General features: G+C 44.7%; 20 protein-coding genes and 1 riboswitch. Of the genes, 15 read left to right on the forward strand and 5 right to left on the reverse strand.

The features are described 5' to 3' along the window. Positions 1 to 47: 47 nt before the first annotated feature. Positions 48 to 437 carry a globin domain-containing protein gene (locus ACFO8Q_RS08185; protein ID WP_380025283.1) on the reverse strand — a complete coding sequence of 130 codons (390 nt, stop codon included), beginning with the start codon at positions 435 to 437 and terminating at the stop codon, positions 48 to 50. 216 nt (positions 438 to 653) lie between these two features. Between ACFO8Q_RS08185 and ACFO8Q_RS08190 the strand changes: the two genes are divergently transcribed. From ACFO8Q_RS08190 to ACFO8Q_RS08200, 3 genes are all read left to right on the forward strand, one after another. Continuing rightward, positions 654 to 1,664, forward strand: coding sequence for a TAXI family TRAP transporter solute-binding subunit (locus tag ACFO8Q_RS08190; protein ID WP_380025284.1), 1,011 nt, complete (start codon positions 654 to 656; stop codon positions 1,662 to 1,664). Positions 1,665 to 1,856: 192 nt separating this feature from the next. Next, entirely contained in the window at positions 1,857 to 2,264 is a 408-nt protein-coding gene (locus tag ACFO8Q_RS08195) for a DUF1850 domain-containing protein (protein ID WP_380025303.1), read from the forward strand. Continuing rightward, a complete protein-coding gene (locus ACFO8Q_RS08200; RefSeq protein WP_380025285.1) occupies positions 2,234 to 4,183 on the forward strand; it encodes a TRAP transporter permease in 1,950 nt (649 codons plus the stop codon). The genes ACFO8Q_RS08195 and ACFO8Q_RS08200 overlap by 31 nt, the downstream gene beginning before the upstream one ends. A gap of 47 nt (positions 4,184 to 4,230) precedes the next feature. Here ACFO8Q_RS08200 and ACFO8Q_RS08205 read toward each other — a convergent pair whose 3' ends face one another. Continuing rightward, positions 4,231 to 6,063, reverse strand: coding sequence for an APC family permease (locus ACFO8Q_RS08205; protein WP_380025286.1), 1,833 nt, complete (start codon positions 6,061 to 6,063; stop codon positions 4,231 to 4,233). 313 nt (positions 6,064 to 6,376) lie between these two features. After that, a riboswitch (cyclic di-AMP (ydaO/yuaA leader) is annotated at positions 6,377 to 6,520 on the reverse strand. A 313-nt stretch (positions 6,521 to 6,833) separates the two neighbouring features. Between ACFO8Q_RS08205 and pepF the strand changes: the two genes are divergently transcribed. The 5 genes from pepF to ACFO8Q_RS08230 all read left to right on the forward strand — a co-directional run bounded on the left by pepF (position 6,834) and on the right by ACFO8Q_RS08230 (position 12,532). Then, on the forward strand, positions 6,834 to 8,651 hold the full coding sequence (pepF, locus tag ACFO8Q_RS08210; protein ID WP_380025287.1) for an oligoendopeptidase F: 1,818 nt from the start codon (positions 6,834 to 6,836) through the stop codon (positions 8,649 to 8,651). Between the two features lie 391 nt (positions 8,652 to 9,042). After that, positions 9,043 to 9,600: a DUF5317 domain-containing protein gene (locus ACFO8Q_RS08215; RefSeq protein ID WP_380025288.1), complete on the forward strand. Its 558-nt coding sequence runs from the start codon at positions 9,043 to 9,045 to the stop codon at positions 9,598 to 9,600. Further along, entirely contained in the window at positions 9,590 to 11,398 is a 1,809-nt protein-coding gene (locus ACFO8Q_RS08220) for a diguanylate cyclase (protein WP_380025289.1), read from the forward strand. Before ACFO8Q_RS08215 ends, ACFO8Q_RS08220 begins: the two co-directional genes overlap by 11 nt. A 165-nt stretch (positions 11,399 to 11,563) precedes the next feature. After that, entirely contained in the window at positions 11,564 to 12,223 is a 660-nt protein-coding gene (gene trmB, locus ACFO8Q_RS08225; protein ID WP_380025290.1) for a tRNA (guanosine(46)-N7)-methyltransferase TrmB, read from the forward strand. Positions 12,224 to 12,274: 51 nt separating this feature from the next. Further along, positions 12,275 to 12,532 (forward strand): DUF6154 family protein, encoded by a 258-nt coding sequence (locus tag ACFO8Q_RS08230; protein ID WP_380025291.1) that lies wholly within the window; start codon positions 12,275 to 12,277, stop codon positions 12,530 to 12,532. Between the two features lie 75 nt (positions 12,533 to 12,607). On the opposite strand, the gene ACFO8Q_RS08235 is transcribed toward ACFO8Q_RS08230, so the two are convergent. Beyond that, positions 12,608 to 14,287 (reverse strand): S8 family serine peptidase, encoded by a 1,680-nt coding sequence (locus ACFO8Q_RS08235; protein WP_380025292.1) that lies wholly within the window; start codon positions 14,285 to 14,287, stop codon positions 12,608 to 12,610. A gap of 235 nt (positions 14,288 to 14,522) precedes the next feature. Between ACFO8Q_RS08235 and csaA the strand changes: the two genes are divergently transcribed. The 5 genes from csaA to ACFO8Q_RS08260 all read left to right on the forward strand — a co-directional run bounded on the left by csaA (position 14,523) and on the right by ACFO8Q_RS08260 (position 18,008). Further along, positions 14,523 to 14,852 carry a chaperone CsaA gene (gene csaA, locus ACFO8Q_RS08240; RefSeq protein ID WP_380025293.1) on the forward strand — a complete coding sequence of 110 codons (330 nt, stop codon included), beginning with the start codon at positions 14,523 to 14,525 and terminating at the stop codon, positions 14,850 to 14,852. Between the two features lie 46 nt (positions 14,853 to 14,898). Further along, a complete protein-coding gene (locus tag ACFO8Q_RS08245) occupies positions 14,899 to 15,441 on the forward strand; it encodes a hypothetical protein (protein ID WP_380025294.1) in 543 nt (180 codons plus the stop codon). A gap of 92 nt (positions 15,442 to 15,533) precedes the next feature. Beyond that, the gene (locus tag ACFO8Q_RS08250) at positions 15,534 to 16,595 is read left to right on the forward strand and encodes an HD-GYP domain-containing protein (RefSeq protein ID WP_380025295.1); all 1,062 of its coding nucleotides are present in this window, start codon (positions 15,534 to 15,536) and stop codon (positions 16,593 to 16,595) included. 62 nt (positions 16,596 to 16,657) lie between these two features. After that, positions 16,658 to 17,254, forward strand: a complete 597-nt coding sequence (locus ACFO8Q_RS08255) for a GNAT family N-acetyltransferase (RefSeq protein WP_380025296.1) — start codon at positions 16,658 to 16,660, stop codon at positions 17,252 to 17,254. 259 nt (positions 17,255 to 17,513) lie between these two features. Continuing rightward, positions 17,514 to 18,008 carry a hypothetical protein gene (locus ACFO8Q_RS08260; RefSeq protein ID WP_380025297.1) on the forward strand — a complete coding sequence of 165 codons (495 nt, stop codon included), beginning with the start codon at positions 17,514 to 17,516 and terminating at the stop codon, positions 18,006 to 18,008. Here the strand turns inward: ACFO8Q_RS08260 and ACFO8Q_RS08265 are convergent. Both ACFO8Q_RS08265 and ACFO8Q_RS08270 read right to left on the reverse strand, forming a co-directional pair. Next, positions 18,005 to 18,409 (reverse strand): MerR family transcriptional regulator, encoded by a 405-nt coding sequence (locus ACFO8Q_RS08265; protein ID WP_380025298.1) that lies wholly within the window; start codon positions 18,407 to 18,409, stop codon positions 18,005 to 18,007. The genes ACFO8Q_RS08260 and ACFO8Q_RS08265 overlap by 4 nt on opposite strands. Before the next feature lie 23 nt (positions 18,410 to 18,432). Further along, complete coding sequence (locus ACFO8Q_RS08270) at positions 18,433 to 18,819, reverse strand: helix-turn-helix domain-containing protein (protein ID WP_380025299.1); 387 nt, start codon at positions 18,817 to 18,819, stop codon at positions 18,433 to 18,435. Positions 18,820 to 19,157: 338 nt separating this feature from the next. On the opposite strand from ACFO8Q_RS08270, the gene ACFO8Q_RS08275 reads away from it, so the two are divergent. Together ACFO8Q_RS08275 and ACFO8Q_RS08280 are read left to right on the forward strand one after the other, a co-directional pair. After that, positions 19,158 to 19,745: an RcpC/CpaB family pilus assembly protein gene (locus ACFO8Q_RS08275; protein WP_380025300.1), complete on the forward strand. Its 588-nt coding sequence runs from the start codon at positions 19,158 to 19,160 to the stop codon at positions 19,743 to 19,745. Further along, a partial coding sequence (locus ACFO8Q_RS08280; RefSeq protein WP_380025301.1) for a hypothetical protein occupies positions 19,742 to 19,946 on the forward strand: 205 nt, incomplete at its 3' end. The genes ACFO8Q_RS08275 and ACFO8Q_RS08280, both read left to right, overlap by 4 nt.

A 19,946-nucleotide genomic window follows, 5' to 3' on the forward strand; every position in this document is an offset into this window, starting at 1 on the left:
TATCTGGGTGTGCGGACCAGATACCTTTTTCTATGACATTACCGGCATTATTCGTCATTCGAATTGATCATGTGGTGAGCCGTCTGTACCAATCGTTCCCAAATATACTGGCGTATGTCGCCTTCGAGTTTAATGTCATTCATGGCTTGCTGCATGCACGACAGCCATGCTTCCGCGCGTTTAGGAGTTACCGGGAACGGAAGATGTCGGGCGCGGAGCATTGGGTGCCCGAATTCCTGGCTGTACAATGGCGGACCTCCAAGAAATTGAGTAAGAAACATATATTGCTTTCGTTCGGTTTCGTCCCAATCCCCCGGGAAAATCGGAGCAAGATCCGGATGAATGCGAACTCGTGCGTAGAAGGCTTTTACCAATTTTCGAATGGTCTTTTCGCCACCGATCATTTCATAGGGGATTACATTTGGATCGTAATTCATGGGGAACTCCTTTTTTCAAGTTAGTGAGTACAAAGCTACTATTGTAATTTGAACATACGAGACCCGGGATTTCAACTTAAATTCCACCTGCAGCGCTATGTTCCAAAAAATTGAAGATCGTCAAAAAATTTTTAATTTCCATACTGGTTTGCTTAACCCGAACAACCAATAGTATCATTAAAAAGGTACCTACATACGATTAAGGGGGTTCATTGCGTGAAAAAGAAAAAGTGGTTTACAGGCTTAGCAGCAACTATGACATTAGCGATGGTTCTCACTGGCTGCGGTTCTGCCGGTAAGGATGAAGGCAAGCAGGGTGGCGGTGCGCCGAAGCAGGGCGACAAGCCAGCACAAATGGTTATTGCTACCGGAGGGACGTCTGGAACCTATTCTCCGCTGGGTGGCTCAATGGCTCAAATTATTTCGAATAAAGTCGGCATTCCGACAAACGCTCAAACAACGAATGCTTCTGTTGAGAATATGCGTCTGATCAAAGATGGTTCGGTGGATTTTGCATTTACCCAAGGGGATATTGCAGATTATGCCTCAAAAGGTACGCAGATGTTTAAAGACAAGGGAGCCATCAAGAACCTGAAAGTAATTGCTTCTTTGTATAATGAAACGGTTCAGATCGTTGTTCCTGCAAACAGTCCTATCAAAACTGTAGCTGACTTGAAAGGCAAGAAGGTATCTGTAGGATCTGCGGGGAGCGGTACGGAAGCCAACGCACAACAAATTCTTGAAGTTTATGGATTAAAATTTGACGATCTGAAAGTACAGCGCCTTTCTTTCGCCGAGTCGACCAGTGGTCTAAAAGACGGAACCCTTGATGCGGCCTTTCAAACAGCGGGTATTCCCACTTCTGCAGTATCGGAATTGGGTGCAACGAAGGGTGTACGCGTTCTAAATGTAGATGCTGATCAAGCCAAGAAGTTGATTGAAAAATACCCATACTACTCAAGCGTTACAATCCCGGCAAAGACTTATACCGGTCAAAACGAAGAAGTTAAGACTGTTGCAGTCAAATCGATGCTGGTTGCTCGTGGTGAGCTTGGCGAAAAAGTTGTGTATGACGTAACCAAGGCAATCTTTGAAAATCTTGACACCTTAGGCAATGTTCACGCAAAAGGTAAAGAAATTAAACTTGAAAAGGCCCTTGAAGGGGTAAGTCTGGAACTCCATCCCGGAGCTGCCAAGTACTTTAACGAAAAGGGAGTAAAGAAGTAAGAAGGACCGGGGGCTCTGTTCCCCGGTAATTTTTCGGGTAAAAGTGGACATATGGTAGTAAAGAGACGAGGCTTTCTAATAGTTCTGGCGGGCATCATTTTGATCATAGTTGTTGCTTTACTTAATACACCTTTTTTTACCGTGTTGACATTGAGACAAGGGATCAGTAATCAAGTTTTGCTTTCCATCCCGATGGATTCGGATAGCAAATTTTCTGTTCAATATACTCACTCGATTCATCGGACGCCCATAATAGAAAAATATTCTATAGATGATAATATGAATATTGTTTTGGATGAGGTTGTTTTTGAATCGTATGGAGTTGGTGTTTCTTCTGATTTGGAACCGGGCCAAACTTTTACCGAAGAGAATGGCAAGTTTATTATTGGAAACATGAATCGCAGGTTTCCGTTTTTTGATCAAAGAATCGCTCAAATGGTCGGTACGCACATTCTCAAAGTGAATAATAGGGAAATCTCGTTAGCGGATCTTAGTCCGCCCGGGTCATGGCTGCGATTTCAAGCGGCAAAAGAAACGGCCTGGCAGAGGGTTGAAAGGAGGTTATCCAAGTGGGAGATCATAATCAATCCCAACAGATAAACGAAGCAGAAATTCAAAAAGTGATTGCTCAATATGATAAAGAATCGTCTTTTAGAGAACTTGCCGGTTTCGTACGTTGGTTTGTAACGTTATTTGCCATCGGATTTACTGTGTACCAACTGTATGTATCCATTTTTATACCGCCGCCTGAACAAATTCTTCGGTCCATTCACTTGGCTTTCGGGCTAGGTTTGATCTATCTATTGTTCCCTGTATTACGAAAAGGGAATTGGCACCGAATTCCGATTTGGGACTGGATTCTTGCAATATTAGGTGTTGGTGTGGGTCTCTACTGGTTGATCGAATATGATGGGTTGGTCACAAGGATAGGTGCATTCACCGATACTGACTTACTGGTTGGAGGTTTAGCGATCCTGCTTGTTTTAGAAGCGGCCAGACGAGTTGTAGGCTGGCCGATAGTTGTAATTGCAGTACTTTTTTTGCTGTATGCATTATACGGAAGAGAACTGCCTGGATTTTTGCAGCATCGTGGAGTAAGTATAGAAAGACTAATCGGGCACATGTACTTTGGTACAGAAGGAATACTCGGTGTTCCGATTGGGGTTTCATCCTCCTTTATCTTCCTGTTTATTCTATTTGGAGCCTTCCTTGAAAAAACGGGCGTAGGTGACTATTTTAATGATCTGGCCCTGGCGATCGCGGGGAGGAGGATTGGCGGTCCGGCTAAAGTAACTGTATTCTCGAGTGCCTTACAAGGTACCATTAGTGGAAGCTCCGTTGCCAATGTAGTCCAATCCGGAGCATTTACCATTCCTTTAATGAAAAGACTGGGCTACCGTTCGGAATTTGCGGCGGGTGTGGAAGCCTCTTCTTCAACCGGTGGACAAATCATGCCTCCGATTATGGGAGCCGCTGCCTTTTTAATGGCGGAATTTATCGGTATGAATTACTGGGATATTGCAATGGCTGCAGCAATACCCGCGATTCTGTTCTTTGCTGGGATTTGGATGATGGTTCATTTTGAGGCTAGACGCACCGGACTTCGTGGATTGACTGAAGAAGAAATGCCGAACCGCAAAGAAGTATTTAAAAAAATATATTTACTGTTGCCAATTGTGGTAATCATTGTGCTCTCAAGTATTGGTGTCACACCGATTCGGTCGGCACTGTATGGAATAGTGGCAGCTATTGTGGTTGGGGCTTTCCGTAAAGAAACTCGCATGTCCCTTAAGGATATTCTGATCGCATTTGAAAATGGGGCAAAGGCAGCTCTCGGGGTAGTTGCGGCTACTGCGGCTGCTGGGATCATTGTAGGAGTGGTTACCCTTACGGGAGTAGGTTTGAAATTTGCCAATGGATTGCTTGAGCTGTCAGGTGGAGTCATTCTGCCAACGCTGATCCTCACGATGATTGCTTCTTTGATCCTGGGCATGGGTGTGCCTACCACCGCTAACTACATTATCACGTCTACAATTGCAGCGCCTGCGATTATCGCATTGGGCTATCCTGCATTGTCGGCCCACATGTTTACTTTCTATTTCGGTATTGTGGCAGACATTACACCGCCCGTAGCTTTAGCTGCATTTGCCGCTTCGGGAATTGCCAAGAGTAAACCGATCCGCACGGGTGTCGAGTCGACACGGCTGTCAATATCGGCGTTTATCATTCCGTATATGTTTGTCTTGTCACCGGCCCTGCTGCTTGTAGATACAACGTGGGTAGAAGGTACGTGGGTTGTAGCCAAATCTTTCATTGGAATGATCGCTGTCAGCGCGGGGTTGATCGGCTTCTGGTTCCGTCGCATGCCCGGTTGGGAACGAATCATTTTAACGATTGCCGGGTTACTGTTAATTATGCCAGGCACACTGACTGATATTGTTGGTCTGGGAATAATCGGTGTTGAACTGGTTATCCAATACCTGCAGACGCGTAACCGAAAAGCGGTTCTTAACGAATAACAAAGAAGTGGTTGCAGTTTATTCTGCAACCACTTCTTTGTTATGCTTTACTCATGCAAATGGTAAGGCAAGGTTGCAACAACGACATTCTTCCGCCCCAAAAGCTTAGACCGAATTCGGAACGCAGACTGGTTGTGAAGCACACGATGCCAGAACTTCTTGGGGACAAACTGCGGCAACAACACCATAACCGTATCGTTTGGATCTACACGGCAATCGACCCGCTCCACAAATTCGACAAGAGGTTCGACGATGGTTCGATATCTGGATACGAAGGTTACAAGCCGAACCCCAGAGTTCCATTGCTCCCATTTTTCCTTCATTTGATCTGCCTCTTCCTCAGAAAACGCCACGTAAAAAGCAACTACTCTCGGAGAGAGTGTCTTGGCATAAGCAATGGTCGATGCGACGACTCGATGGATTCCTGCAACAGGTACAATTATGACGGATTCTTTTTGAGGAAGGGGATCCTTTAAATCAATCCGCAATTGAGTTCCCACTGCTTCGTAATGACGGTGGATTTTGGTAATTACCCATAGCAAAATAGGTGTCAAGACGATCACGATCCATGCGCCTTCCGAAAATTTGGTGACGCTGAAAATCATTAGCACAACAAACGTAACAACAGCTCCAACTCCATTTATGAACACCCGGCGCTGCCATCCTTTATTCCGTTCTCGCACCCATTTTAGAATGAGTCCGCTCTGTGCCATGGTAAACGATAAAAATACCCCAATTGCGTAGAGCGGGATCAGAAGATCCGTTTTTCCGTTGAACAGGATCAACAGGAGACTGGATAACACACCTAACGTAATAATCCCATAATTGTAGGCTAAACGGTCCCCTCGATGGGCAAACATTCGCGGGAAGTTTTTGTCCTGCGCCATAATCGAAGCAAGAATCGGAAAGCCGCTAAAACTGGTGTTAGCTGCTAATACCAAAATCAACATTGTGGCGATTTGAATAGCGAAATACATTCCGCCTCGTCCAAATGCGTTCTCCGCAACCATCGACAGCACAGAAGTGTGCCCTTTCGGATCCGGGTGGACACCGTAAGCTAATGAAAAGATGGTTACCCCGCCAAAGATTACCGCCAATAACATCCCTAATGTAAGCATTGTAAGTTTCGCGTTGCGCTGCGAAGGGGTTCGAAAGTGCGGTACAGCGTTGGAAATTGCCTCTATACCCGTAACCGCCGAACAACCGGAAGAAAAAGCTTTCAGCAGGACAAACAACGTCAACCCGGAAGGGATTGTGGTCGGAGGAGCAATCTGTTGCACGGAATGCCCCGAACCCGTCAGCAAGTCGAAAGCACCTTTTCCCACTAGAGAAAGCATACAAAAGATAAACAAATAGGTTGGCAAAGCGAAAACTGTTCCCGCTTCAGATGTGCCTCGGAGATTCATCCAAACCATGATCCAGACAAGAGCTACAGCTATCGGTATTACATACGGTATTGTTACTGGAAATGCGGACGTGATTGCTTGAACTCCGGCTGCTATGGAAACAGCCACTGTTAATACATAATCAATTAACAGAGAGACACCCGCCAGACGTCCCCACATAGGTCCCAAGTTTGTCTTGGCTACCATGTAAGCGCCGCCTCCTTGCGGATACGCGTCAATTACTTGACGGTAGCTGACAACCAAGACTCCGATAAGTAAAATAATCGCCGTTGCAATGGGTAACGAAAAAGAGAACGCCACGGCTCCGACGGTAGCCAATTCAAGCAGAATCTGTTCCGTTCCGTACGCAACAGATGAAAGAGCGTCTGACGATAAAATCGGCAACGCCTTCCACACCGGCATTTTTTCTGATTCGATCTCGGTGGACTTCAAGGGTCGTCCAATCAGGATTCTTCTGAGTCTTTGGCTCTCCATTAATCTTTTGCCTCCCAAGAGCTTCCGCTTAATTACGTAGTTAGAATACCCTAAACGGACTGCTCCAAATTCTTTAATACACATAAACCTACAGATTTTCATAAATCCGTCACATCAGCGAAATAAAAAGAACCGACACCTACTTTTCCTTAAGAACCGAAGCTCCACAGAAAAAGTCTGTATCGGTCCACCGCATACCCAAGAAACCACTCCCGTTTCTCCAGTACGTAGTCAACCAAGACCGTTACCTAACCAGTTAAAGTGCGATAAAAAATAAAAAAGACCATCGCAAACGAATTGGATAGGCCAATGGACCTTCCCTGCTTTAGCTTACGAAGTTAGCTGACGGGTAGGATGGCAGAGAAGTTCATCTCATCCCTCCTGATCATTCAGGATTAACCCCACGTGATTGGTTCCTCCGCTCCTGGCTGCTGCCAGAATTAGGCTAGATTCAATTGTTGTTATGATACTACTTGGATTTGAAAATATTTGCACGTGTGTTTTTTGTGAAAAAAGACCCGCTTTTCACTTCAAATACACACAAATAAGTGATTTAAGACCATTAATCTTATGATAGCTCTTTTTTCATGATTCTCATTCTTTCTGTAAACATCTTTCGTTCTGTCAAAGAATATAATTGTTTTAATATGGGTGAAATAGATGATAGCATTCACCTAAGTCACAGTCTTGGCGAATGCCAAGTTTTCTGTATGTTATAATGGGAAAAACTGCATATGCAGCTGTATGGATCGAATAGGAGGATGATACATATGACCGTTGCCACAAACCGGCTTCCCAAAAGAAATGAAATTCCGGACGAAATGAAATGGAAGTTGGAAGATATCTATGCTTCAACCGAAAAGTGGGAGCAGGATTATCAGGAGATCAAGAGTCACATCGTAAAGATCCAGGGATTTGAAGGGAAATTGGCCGAATCGGCGCAGAATCTGCTTGATTGTCTCAAGGTCCAGGACCAACTGGCTGAGAAAATGGGCCGACTTTATGCCTATGCCCGCATGCGCCGCGATGAGGACAATACAAACACGGTTTACCAAGCCCTTACAGACCGTGCGGCTACACTTAGTGTACAAGCGTCCAGTGCAACCGCTTTTATCACGCCGGAGATTTTATCCATTCCGGAAGAAACCCTTAAGAGGTTCATGTCTGAAGAAACGGGTTTAGAACTTTATCACTTTGTGATTCACGAAATACTGCGTTCCAAAGAACATATTCTGTCACCTGTTGAAGAACTGCTCCTGGCTCAAGCGGGGGAGTTAGCCCAAGGTCCGGGGACAATCTTCGGAATGCTGAACAATGCTGACATCAAATTTCCAACTATCAAAGATGAAAACGGCTATGAGATTGAACTGACAAAGGGCCGATATATCCAGCTCCTGGAGAGCAAAGACCGTCGGGTAAGAAAAGATGCGTTCGAAGCGCTCTACGAAACGTACCGCAAGCAAAAGAACACGCTGGCCGCTATATTGCATGCAAGTATTAAGAAAGATGTGTTCTATGCAAGGGTTCGAAAATACGAATCGGCTCGGCATGCTGCGATGGATGGCGAGAATATTCCGGTTGAAGTCTATGACAACCTGATTCAAGCCGTACATGAGTTTTTGCCTGAAATGTATCGCTATGTAAGGCTCCGCAAGAAGTTGTTGGGTGTGGAGGAGCTGCATATGTACGATCTCTTCGCTCCTATCGTAAAGGATGTGGAATTCAAAATTACCTTTGAGGAAGCGAAGCAAATGATTGCCAAGGGGTTGGCACCTTTGGGGGAGGAATACGGGAAGATCCTGCAGGAGGGCTTTAATTCCCGATGGATCGACGTGTTTGAGAATGAAGGCAAGACCAGCGGGGCATATTCCTGGGGCGCTTACGGTACACATCCTTTTGTTCTCATGAATTGGCAGGACAATATGAACAACATGTTTACCCTTGCTCATGAAATGGGCCATGCCATCCATTCCTATTACACGAACACTACCCAGCCTTTCACGTATGCAGACTATACGATTTTTGTGGCGGAAGTGGCATCGACGTGTAACGAAGCACTGGTACTGCATCACTTATTGGAGACCACCACCGATCCCCGCGAAAGGATGTATCTGATTAATCATCAGTTGGAAGCATTCAGAGGAACTGTATTCCGTCAAACCATGTTTGCAGAATTCGAAAAGATTACCCACGAGAAAGTGGAAGCGGGTGAACCACTCACACCGGAATTGTTGTGTCAGATCTATCGAGAACTGAACTTGAAATATTATGGGCCGGATATGGTGGTGGATGAGGAAATTGATATGGAGTGGGCCAGAATTCCTCACTTCTACAATGCGTTCTATGTGTACAAGTATGCAACGGGATTCTCTGCAGCGACTGCACTGTCCCAACAGATTCTAACCGAGGGCACCCCTGCCGTCGAGCGATACATTAATTTCTTAAAGGGTGGAAGTTCTGATTACTCGATCAACCTTTTGCAGGGTGCAGGAGTTGATATCACTTCCCCAAAACCTGTACGGGATGCGTTAGAAGTGTTTAAGAAATTGCTGGATGAGATGGAACAACTGGCAGCTCAAGTTCAATAAAGGAAAGTATTGGAGCCTCTCTTGGGTAAGGGAGGTTCCGTTGTTTTATTGAATCATGTATCAAAATTTATCTCTTAAAAATGGTAAAAAAGTTTTAGTATCTTACAAATTTCGACAACATTTTTGCTGGTTTGCTAGTATTATAGGATTATCGAGCGATCGTTTGATCGTAAATTCTAGTTAATCAAACTGATCTCGAATTTACAGTAAGTTCTATATCCGTTCAGTAAGGGGGGGAAAGCGAATGAAGAAAGCAGTTGGTTTTGCTATTCTTGCGACAATGTTTGCAATGGCTGCCGTTTCCGGTTATGCTCTCAGTTATTCAATCCGTTTCTAATCTTTATGGGAGCCGGGGCTGCCCGGCTCTTTCCATGAAATAGGGTGTGTATACGTGATAATTGACGGTTTTGTTTTAGGGATTTTAGTCGCAAAGATTCGTGGCGGAAAGTTTCGCGACCTGCTGAATGTGGAACTCGGTTCTCTCTGGCTGATTGTTTTGGCATTTCTTCTTCAATATGCTATTATAATATTCAATCCTTCCTTTTTAAATTTTGCGGTTCCCTTAAGTTACGGCTTGTTACTGCTTTTTAGTTATCTGAATCGCAATCAACTGGGCTTTCGGTGGATCCAAACCGGACTTTTTTTGAATCTCCTTGTCATGACGGCGAATGGTGGACGAATGCCTGTGGATGCTTCAGTGGTTGGGCAGTTTGCTCCGGAGAAACTATCTAGTCTATCAGCGGGCGAGTCGGGGAAACATATTGCGATGTCCAGTGATACTCACCTGAATTTGTTGGGGGACATTTTTTACCTTCATGCTCCTTATCCGCATGAGGTATTGGTGAGCTTAGGAGACATCCTGTTTAGTGTAGGGGTATTTATCTTTATTCAAAAGGTTATGGTCAAGAGGAGATCTCCCATTCAGGGGAGTGTCGTCAATGGGACTTAACAGAAAGCATGTTCTTTGTTTGTACGAGGTTCTATGTTATACCATTTTTGGGATCCTCTTTTATGCCAATTTTCGAGAAATTACCAATAAAGAATGGGTAGCGATTGTGACGTTAACAGGAATCGCTACCCTGTTTGAATTGAGGCAAATAAGACTTCCTTCTGGTGAACGTTTATCTATTGTTACTCCTTTGTTATTTACAGCGGGAATTTTGTACGGGATTGAACCTATCTTTCTTATCGTGCTGCTGATGGCAACCATCATCATCATCAACCGTCCAAAGAGCTGGAATCTCATTTTATTCAACAGTGTGCAGTTTGGGCTATCGGCTTTTGCCGCTTTATGCGCCTTTCAAATGGCGGGCGGCAGGATTGGTTTTTTCGATCTGCAGGAATCCAATACTTATCTGTCTTTCGCCTTTGTATATTTTTTCACTAACGTATTCCTTATCAGTTTTTACATGACGATTCGCAGTGGAGCACCCATTCAGGAAACTCTGCGGAAATTACTTGAAAAGCAATCAGTTCTTATTTACTGCACGATGATGACATTCGGTCTCTTAATGACAATTGTTGTTGAAGCAGAAGGAATGGGCGGAGTCATCCTGCTTAGCATCATATTGTGGTTTCTGGGAGTCACCTACCGCCATTATTACGAAATGTATGATCATTTTCGATCTTTATCGATAAAGGATGAACTGACAGGGCTTTATAACCACCGTTACTTTCAGGAAAAGCTGACTGAAGTGATCATGGATGGGGACACCGTGTCTTTGCTTTTATTGGATCTCGATTACTTCAAGATCTACAACGATATGTACGGCCATCCCCAGGGGGACAAGCTCTTGCAAGAGGTATCCGAAGTCATCAGTAAGCACATTCCTGACCAAGGGATTTTCTGCCGGTATGGCGGGGAAGAGTTTGCGGTGATTCTTCCCGGTCAAGGAGGGGACGAGGCACTTGCTGTCGCTGAATCCATTCGGCTAGGTGTCTCTGAACACAATTTTGATGGTATCGAACATATGCCGAAACAACGAATCACGGTTTCGATTGGTGTGTCCTCTTATCCCGATATGGCGAGCTCGAAAGAAAATTTAATCATTTTGGCGGATGAGGCCCTCTACAAAGTGAAATATACAAGCCGCAATAAGGTGCAATTGTATTCCTCTGTCGTTGACGAGTTAAATTCCCATTTTCAATTTGGCTCTGAGGAAACCGAATTGATCCAAACAATTAAAACCTTCCTCACCATTATCAATTCAAAAGACCGTTATACATACGGGCATACGGAAAGGGACATGGAATACGCGGAAGCTCTTGCCCGAAAGATTGGACTTTCGGAGGAAGAGATTAAAATCATCCGTTACGGGGCGCTGCTTCACGATATCGGGAAAGTGGAAGTTCCAACCGATATACTGAATAAAAAATCCCGTTTGACTGAGGAAGAATGGGAAATCATGAAGATGCATGTAATTTGGGGAGAGGAGATTGTCCGACCGATTCGGGCACTGGCTCCCTGTCTTCCGATTATTCGACATCATCATGAACGGTATGATGGAAAAGGATATCCGGACGGACTAACCGGAGCCAATATTCCATTGTCTGCCCGGATTCTCACGATTGTAGACAGTTTCGATGCAATGACAACGAATCGTCCTTACCAAAAGACAAAAACCATTCCGGAGGCGATCGATGAACTCCGGCGTTGTGCGGGGACCCAGTTTGATCCGGAACTGGTGGAACCATTCATTGAAGTTATAAAGAAATTAAGGGCAGGACAAGTTGAAAAATATGCGTAAACCCTTCGAACAACGAGGCCGCTTGAGATCGCAGCGCTCTCCAGAATCGAAGGTTTTTTCTTTTTCCCTGCTGGAAAGAATAAATGCACCCGCTTTCATCACTTGGCGAAACCGAAGTTTTCTATATAATAGTGGGAAAGATGTTGTATCGGCGGGTGAGTGTGGATGCGGATTCGGGAGAAGCAGAGAAAACGGGAATGTTTTAACGAATTGCAAAATGAATTTGTACAAGACCCTGAACGATATCGGGGAAAATGGGCCGATGAGTTTTTTGGCAGAACGGCCCCCTTGCATGTAGAGTTGGGCATCGGAAGAGGACAATTTATTTCAACGCTGGCCTCCCTCAATCCGGAGATCAATTATATCGGCATCGAGAAGTATCCGGAAGTGATTTTGCGGGCTTATGAAAAGAAAAGGAATCTGAATGTAACGAATTTGGCCCTCATATGCTTTGACGTGACGAATATACTCGAGATATTTGGAGAAGAAGAGGTAGACCGGGTCTATTTGAACTTTAGTGATCCATGGCCAAAGAAGAAGCATGCAGATCGGAGGCTTACGTCCAATCCGTTTCTTGTGAAGTATCGCCAGATATTGAAACCGGATGGGGAAATTCATTTCAAGACGGATAATCGGAAGTTATTTGAGTTCTCCTTAGACTCTTTTGCTGAAGCCGGCTGGCGACTCCGGAATATAACATTCGACCTGCATAATAGTGATTGTGAAAACAACGTGATGACCGAATATGAAGAAAAATTTGCAAAGCTTGGGCTTCCGATTTATCGGTTGGAAGCCTTTATCGGGCAGAAGATGAATAAGCATTAAGTAGCGGTCGAATTCTGTATATGGTATCCTGAAAGAGACGAGGTGTCTCAAATGAATTTTATTGATCAGTTGTACGAGCTCTATAAAAATCAACTCACCGGTGACGAAGAAGACGTGTTGATTATCGTGTCGGGCATTTTATCCGAACTGACACGGGAAGAGATGCTGGCTTTGATTACTGACATGACCCGCGAAGAGATTTATCAGATGCTTGGGACTTATATGGTTGATAAACTGCGGGTGAAACTCGTGGAAAAAGGGGCCGGGCTGCCAGACGCGGCGGTTCCTCCTGATGGATTCACTCACTAATGACCACCGGAAAATTATTGTAACGAGAGCAGGCACGCCTTTAATCAGGCGTGCCTATTTGCTGCCCGGCTTGGTTTACTTGGAACTCATATCGAGCAAATAATCACCCGAACCGCTGTACGAATACACTTTGATGGTGTAGGTACCGGTAACGGTTGGTTTAAAGGTGACAAGCTCTTGTCGATTCGTGCCTTCCGCTTGGCCAACCAGTGTGCCGCTTGGATTGTATACGTAGAGGTCGAAATCGGGCGAGCCGCCAAAAAAGCCGCTGGTCCAATTTTTGATGATTAGGGTAGTTGCAACCGGATAGGCAGTGGAAGTTACGTTTAGAGAATAGGTTTTTGAAGCTCCGCTGGAAGCCAACGCACCGCTTGTGAAGGTATGGGACGGGACGTCAGGACCTGTACCGGTGTAACTGCCGGCGGATTTAATCGCCTCATAGGCCTGCAGACGGCCGTATCCGTAGTCGATGTCCTGGCCTGCAGGTCCCCAGTCTTGTGCGGTCCCGGTAATTTTGGTTTTTAAGCCTGCGGGGCTCAAAGTATAGTCCGCATCCAGCATCAATGCGGCCACGCCAGCGGTGAACGGAGTTGCCATTGAAGTGCCGCTGTACGTAATGTACTGATTGGTCGAGTTCGTCTTGGGAGCGGTAATGTTATACCCGGGAGCCATTATATCGGGTTTGATCCGATTGTCTTGTGTTGGACCGCGGCTTGAGAAATCGGTCACGTTAAAGCCCATTTCACCAACGTCTGCGAAAGCGCCAACCGTTAAAGCGTCTTTCGCAGCCCCGGGTGATCCGATGGTATAACGGGCCGGACCGGAGTTTCCGGCTGCTACTACCGGCAGGATGCCGTTAGCGTAGGCGTTATTGACTGCCGTGGAAGTGGAATCTGTTCCATCCGAACTTCCGCTAGTCCCAAGGGAGAGGTTAATTACTTTGATACCGTAAGTGTCTTTGTTTTGAATAGCCCAGTTAATACCGGCATCAACTGTACTCATGCTTCCGCTTCCTTGTTTGTTAAGAACTTTGATGCCGACAAGCGCCGCGCCTGGAGCCACCCCTGTGTAAGCTGTGTTGCCTTCGCCGGTACCTGCAACAATTCCGCCGACGTGTGTTCCGTGCCCGTTATCATCATAGGGAGTTGTCCGACTGTTTACAAAGTCTTTCCATCCGATAATTTTTCCGCCGTCAAGGTCCACATGCGAGCCATCAATTCCGGTGTCAATAATGGCCACCACAACATCATTTTTGCTGTAGGAAGTCGGATTGCCGTCACGGTCTCCGTCTACACCGAAGTCAGTCCGCGCCTTTTCGGAGCCGAACCAAGTGTTCGCAGTATTCATGGTGATTTCTAAGGGCATATCGTATTCGACCTGTTTGACAAACGGCATTTTTTGCAGTGCGTTGATTTGACCTTTTGTTAATTCCGCAGCAAATCCGTGGAAAGCTGCATCATACTTGAATTTTGTAGTGAAACTTCCAATCCTGTTTTCCAAATCCCTGTACCCGTGATCGTTAAATTCTTGATCGAACATGACAATAACGGGGAGCTTGTCGCCTTCTTTTACGGAAACAAGCATTTCTTCCAGATTGTCGAATAGTTTGTTTTTGTTTTGATCTGCGATAATTTGGGTTTTCTGTGGAGTAGAGGCTGTGTCTGCTTTTTTGGTGGAGTTCTGTGCGGATACCCCTGTGATTGACGCAAGAACAAGGAAACCGGCAGTGAGGCTTGAAACCAACTTCTTCCTCATACTTTCAACTCCTCTACAATTTTTAATAAATCCCTATCGCGATAGAGAGCAATTTGATTATATGACAACAGTAATTATTTGGCAACAGTTTTTTTGTGTCTGTTTTATTATTGTTAAATTATTTATAAAAAAACTTATATCTAAATTTTGGGATTAAATCAGGAAAAGTTTTTTGGAAAACGCAACCTCGTGGTATAATTTAGAAATTAAAATTCCAAAAAGTGAGGGGTATGGAATGGCTGCAATTGATGATTTCATAAAACTGGATATTCGTATTGGAACTATCATAAGGGCGGAGAATTTCCCGGAAGCTCGAGTTCCTGCCATAAAGCTCGAAATTGATTTTGGACCTTTGGGAGTAAAACGGTCGAGTGCTCAAATCACCAAACGATATTCACCTGAAACACTGGTGGGAAGACAAGTGGTGGCTATTGTCAATTTTCCGCCCAGACGAATTGCAGGATTTGACTCTGAGGTCTTGGTGCTGGGGGGAGTGCCTGAAAAAGGAGACGTAATTCTTTTAAAGCCGGATGATGTTGCTCCTAACGGAACTCCGATTGCGTGACGGTGTACGAATCAAAGGGGTATGAATAGGGAGATGACAAAGGAAGATGTACGATCCCACAATTTTTGATAATTTAAAGGTTGTTTTGGAAGGTGGCCTCTACGATTTAGATCGCGAAGGCCGGATTCGGATTTCGGGACGAGAAGATCGGGTTGATCTGGCCAGTATGGGACGATCATTTCGAATGCAATTTTTGTTATCTGAGGACGAGTACGGTACGGCCGAGGTCGAGCTGTCGAGCTCCCTGGCCGATTTTGCTTCTGAACTGGCAAGGCTCCGTCTAGTGGATTTCTCCCGTCCCGGGTGCCGGGTTCAAATTCGTTACCGTTTTCCGGATTGGAACGGTGACGAATCCAAGATCCGTTCGATCGAAAATGCATTGCAGGATTGGTGGTCAGAGGAAGTACATATTCAACAAAGTATTGAAGTCACTTATCGGACTGAAAACAGCTACTCGACTTCTCAACAGAGTTATATGGCAACAATCACATTTCTTAAAAAAATTGATGAGGATCACATCGAAGAATTGCAGGCGTTACTGGAGCACACGGTGGCGTCTTTCAAGAAGATCGCTTGCTTGTTGAGATAAGATGAACGCATTCAGTCTATTTGACAGGACACAAGTGGAAGATCGACGAATCCTATTAGTAAAGAAGTTTTTTGGGGGGAGAACCGAAAGACATGCGCTATGTTTCGATAGATTCCGTCGAACCGGGAATGGTTCTGGCTCGAAGTATATACACAAGTGATGGATTGGCACTGCTAAATAAAGGGGTTCAATTGACGGTCGGCATGCTCTCTACACTGCGTAGATTGGGTGTGACGGCTATTTATATTCAAGATGAGCGTTTTGCAGAGGTTGTGATGGAAGAGATTGTATCCGAACAGACCCGCAGAGAAGCGTTGGCGTCATTATCAACAACAGTGCAATGCATACAGGCGGGGAAGCATATTTCTTCAAAAACGATTTCGGAAACTACTTCAAATTTGATTGATGAGATTATGCGAAATCAAAAAGTATTGGTGAATCTGACTGATATAAGAACAAAGGATAATGCAATGTTTATGCATGCCCTGCAAGTATGTACGTTATCCACCGTAATGGGAGTCCATCTTGGTCTTCCAAGAGCGCAATTGCAAGAGTTGGCAATAGGAGGGCTTCTGCACGATATCGGAAAGTGTGAGGTGCCGAATGAGCAAAAGAAAGAAGAAGATGACGGTCTGGAGGGAAACAAAGACGATTCGAAACAACATACCTGGCGCGGATACAAACGCTTAAGGAAGATAAAAGAATTCAGCATTACAATTCCGCATGTGGCCCTCCAGCATCACGAGTGTATAGACGGTTCCGGTTATCCCCGTCAGTTAAAGGGAGAAGATATTCACCGTTATGCCAAGATCGTGGCAATTGCCAATTTTTTTGATAATTTGGTGGCGGGCCCCGGGGTAGACGGAAAAAGAATGCTTCCGCATGAAGCCACTGAATTTCTTATGGGGTTTGCAGGCAAACGGTTCGATTTGGAAACGGTCATCACTTTTCTAAGGTGTATTGCAATTTACCCAAATGGTACTTCTGTAAAGCTGAGTACGGGGCAGATTGGTGTTGTTGTCGGGCAGCACGGTGGACTTCCGGCCCGGCCAATCGTTCGTCTTTTTCAAAAAGATTGGGATGAGCACAATGTTCGTGAGATTGACTTGGCGAAGGAGACTACGATGTTTATTACGCAGGTGTTAAACGAATAATTCGTGTCAAATGCCCACTTTCCCGCATATAGAATCGTGAGAGATTTTTTAGGAGGGTGGATATGAAAACTGTCACTTTGCGTAATGGTGAGACTGTATCCTTACGTACTTGGCAAGAACAGGATATTCCGAAGCTGTATCAACTTATGGAAAGAGTAGGGAAGGAAGGACAAGTGATGCTTGGTTCGAAGCTTCCCTTTGGACTGGAGCAGTTATATCAACAATTTTACTACACGATGCCCAACAATCATCTGACGTTAGTGGCAGTCACAGCCGAGGGGGATGTATGCGGATGGCTTCGGTGTGACCGTTCCATGGTTCCGTGGATGGGACATAACGCCACTATTTGGATGGGAATCGATTCTCCAAGCCGTGGACAGGGAATTGGAGAGGCACTGATCAAAGAAGCATTCTCATGGGCCGCAGAGCGAGGAATTGAACGAGTTGAGCTGGGCGTTCGCGGGTCAAACAAGCCTGCGTTAGCCCTCTATCAAAAATTGGGCTTTAATGAAGAGGGACGGAAGATGCGCGCCATTAAATCGGATCAGGGTTATGACGATGACATATGGATGGGGGTGTTTCTGGATAAAAAAGGAACTCCCAAAAAGCTGAAGCCCTCTGTCAAAACGAAAAAGCGCAGTTCAAAAATAAAGAGTTGAATAAAACTGTTCGACCGTTTGACAACAAATTTCAAGCGGACCAGGGAAATAATTTTCAATTCAAGCAGCCTTTAAAATACTGGGTGTCTCGTGGAGACAGAGTATTTTAAAGGTTTTTCTTTATGGTCTTCTACACAATCGTTGAAAGTTAAAAAAAGAATAAAATTTTCAAATTGACTGTTGATAATTGAAAAAAATATGATGTAAGATTTATTGCATGCACAGTGTGTGACACATTAACACAAAGGGGAGTATCCGGATGAGTCAATCAAGTGAGGGAACTTTTCAGGTGCAAGTAAAAACGACCTTTATCGAATACGAGTGGGATCGGATGAAGCACCTCCTCTTGGAGTGGGAAAGAAAGTTTGGATGTTCCGTCGAGGAGGACTCTGGAAAAGTTACGTTGTCCATCGGGAAACCAAGTGAAATTCAACTCGTTTTGAAAGGCAGAAAAGAACGGCGGTCTGTTCGTTTCTATTCCGGCCAAATTTTGGGACATCGTATGGATGAAGAGTTGCTGTCCGATCTTTTGAATTGGATCTGTAACGTTCAAACCAGTTCAAAAGACACATTGGGTCTCATCATCACGAAGGATGGTCATTATCCAAGACCTCTGGTTGTAAAGAATGGTGAACTGTATGATGAGACCCGAATGATGGATATCTTGTGGGAGCACTACGCGGCTACCCGTGTTAGGGAATCGCGGCGAATGGAAGATGTTTATCACTTTCTGCGCGATGTTCCCAGGTATTAACCGCGTTTTCCCTCGGTGCTGCGGGAACGATACGATATTTTTTTCTCTTGTAAATATTTCATCAGTATAGGTTTAGGCACTCTGTATGTGTCTCCGAACTTCAAAGCCGGGATTTCTCCCTTTGCCGCTTTCCGGAGGACGGTTGAATAAACCATAGGCCCCAGATGTTCCGATAAGAAATTCTGGACTTCGTATAAGGTAAGGAAAGTTGTGTCTAATTGAATCTCCATTGGTTCAACTGAAGTTTTATGCAGGGCAACAACTTCGGATAATACATATCGGTTGAATTTTTTAACCTCCGGATGATTCTTTGCATCTTGATGAAGCATCCCCAGCAAGGAAGAATAGTCCACTTTAAACAAGGTCGAGAGTTGTTCAATTGTACAATATATTGGGGTCATAATAAACATCCCTCCGGAAAATGTCATGATAAATCTTTACGAAGAATTTCTATCGGAATATAGTACGTGCCTCCAAGATTGTAGGCTTTGATTTGATTGGTCTGAATCCATCGTTTTAAAGTTCGCTGTTCAATGGTGATACCGTATTCTTTGAGAACGGCAAGTGTGCCCTGTATTTTAGTAAATTGAGGTTTTATCGGTCGTTTGCAATTCTCATATACCTTCCATTCCGGAATTTCAAAATTCCAGCAGCGATTTTCATACAGATAGTTCTCGAAATCTTGAGTTGTGATAGATTTCTTCCCGTCTTTCTTCACAAATGGAATTTCGTTTGCTCGGATTTTCTGACGGAGAGCTGCATCTGTGACTCCTAAAACGGTTGCAAGTTCAACGACGGTGTAATGTTCCAACTGCTTCGCTCCTTTTTTATACTTGTTTGGAATAAGTTCAAAAAATTAAGTTTACAAGTATAAGCGCCACGTTGCAAGATGTGGCGACAACGCCGGATAGACATCCTGGTTTAAGACTTGGAGAAGACCAAGTTTTCTTTAAAGGTATACGAATATATAGCCATATTTTTGTCCTGTCTTGAGTATATCGGAAGCTTAAACAAAGTGCCAGAAAGAGGGGATAACAAAAAAAATATTGCAATTATACCAATTATTTTGTATATTATTTTTGTGTTTAGCCTTCCGGAAACGAGGTGAGGGGAATCTTCAAGAAGGGGTGGACGACTGGAGTATTCGCCTTGATTGCGGGTGCTCTCACTTTTGCTTTCGCCTCGGTCGGAAATTCGACCGAACGAATCGTAAAAGCCAAAACCGCAATTCCGAAGGGGCAAGTCCTTTCCGAGGAGTGGTTTGAGACGGCTGAAGTTCCGAAGCGTGAAGCCTGGATGATTGGAAATGTCAACGAAATCAAGGGACTCATCGCCAAACATGACATTGCCGCAAATGAGTACTTATCCAAACATGATGTATCACCCAAAAGAATGGTAACGTTTATGGCTAACGAAAGAGAGTTTACTGTTCAGACTGATCTGAGCCGATGTGTTGGAGGGGATCTTGGAGAAGGAGATTTTGCAGATGTTCTTTTTTTCGATAAAAGCACATTTCAAGCCCAGCCGCTTTTTACCGTCTCGATTCTTGAAGTGAACAATCGTTCCGGCCAAACTTTAAATGAAAGGGAAAAAGAGGTTCGGGACTCGGTGCCTGCCACAGTGAAAATCAAAGTCACGACTGAACAGGCGGCTGCATTGTTGGCATTTGAGCAAAGGGGATTGGTGGCGTTTGCGAAAGTTCCCGATGAAGTGGTAAAGCAGGTGGCGAACCCATGAAAAGAACCGTGATTGCCGGATTGGAGAATCAGGCTGTTTATCAAAATATGGTTGAGTTTTTGGAGCGGCCGGAATCCGGAATCGAGTTGGAAATCGGCCGGAATTTCGCAAGTCAGGCAACCTTCCTTTATTTTTGGCTGAGTTCAAATATAGTGTTGCCTCCAAACATTAGTTCTGGTAATCTTCAGATATACAGAACGT

Source organism: Effusibacillus consociatus (genome assembly GCF_042652925.1).
In the GTDB taxonomy this organism is placed as follows: Bacteria; Bacillota; Bacilli; order Tumebacillales; family Effusibacillaceae; genus Effusibacillus; species Effusibacillus consociatus.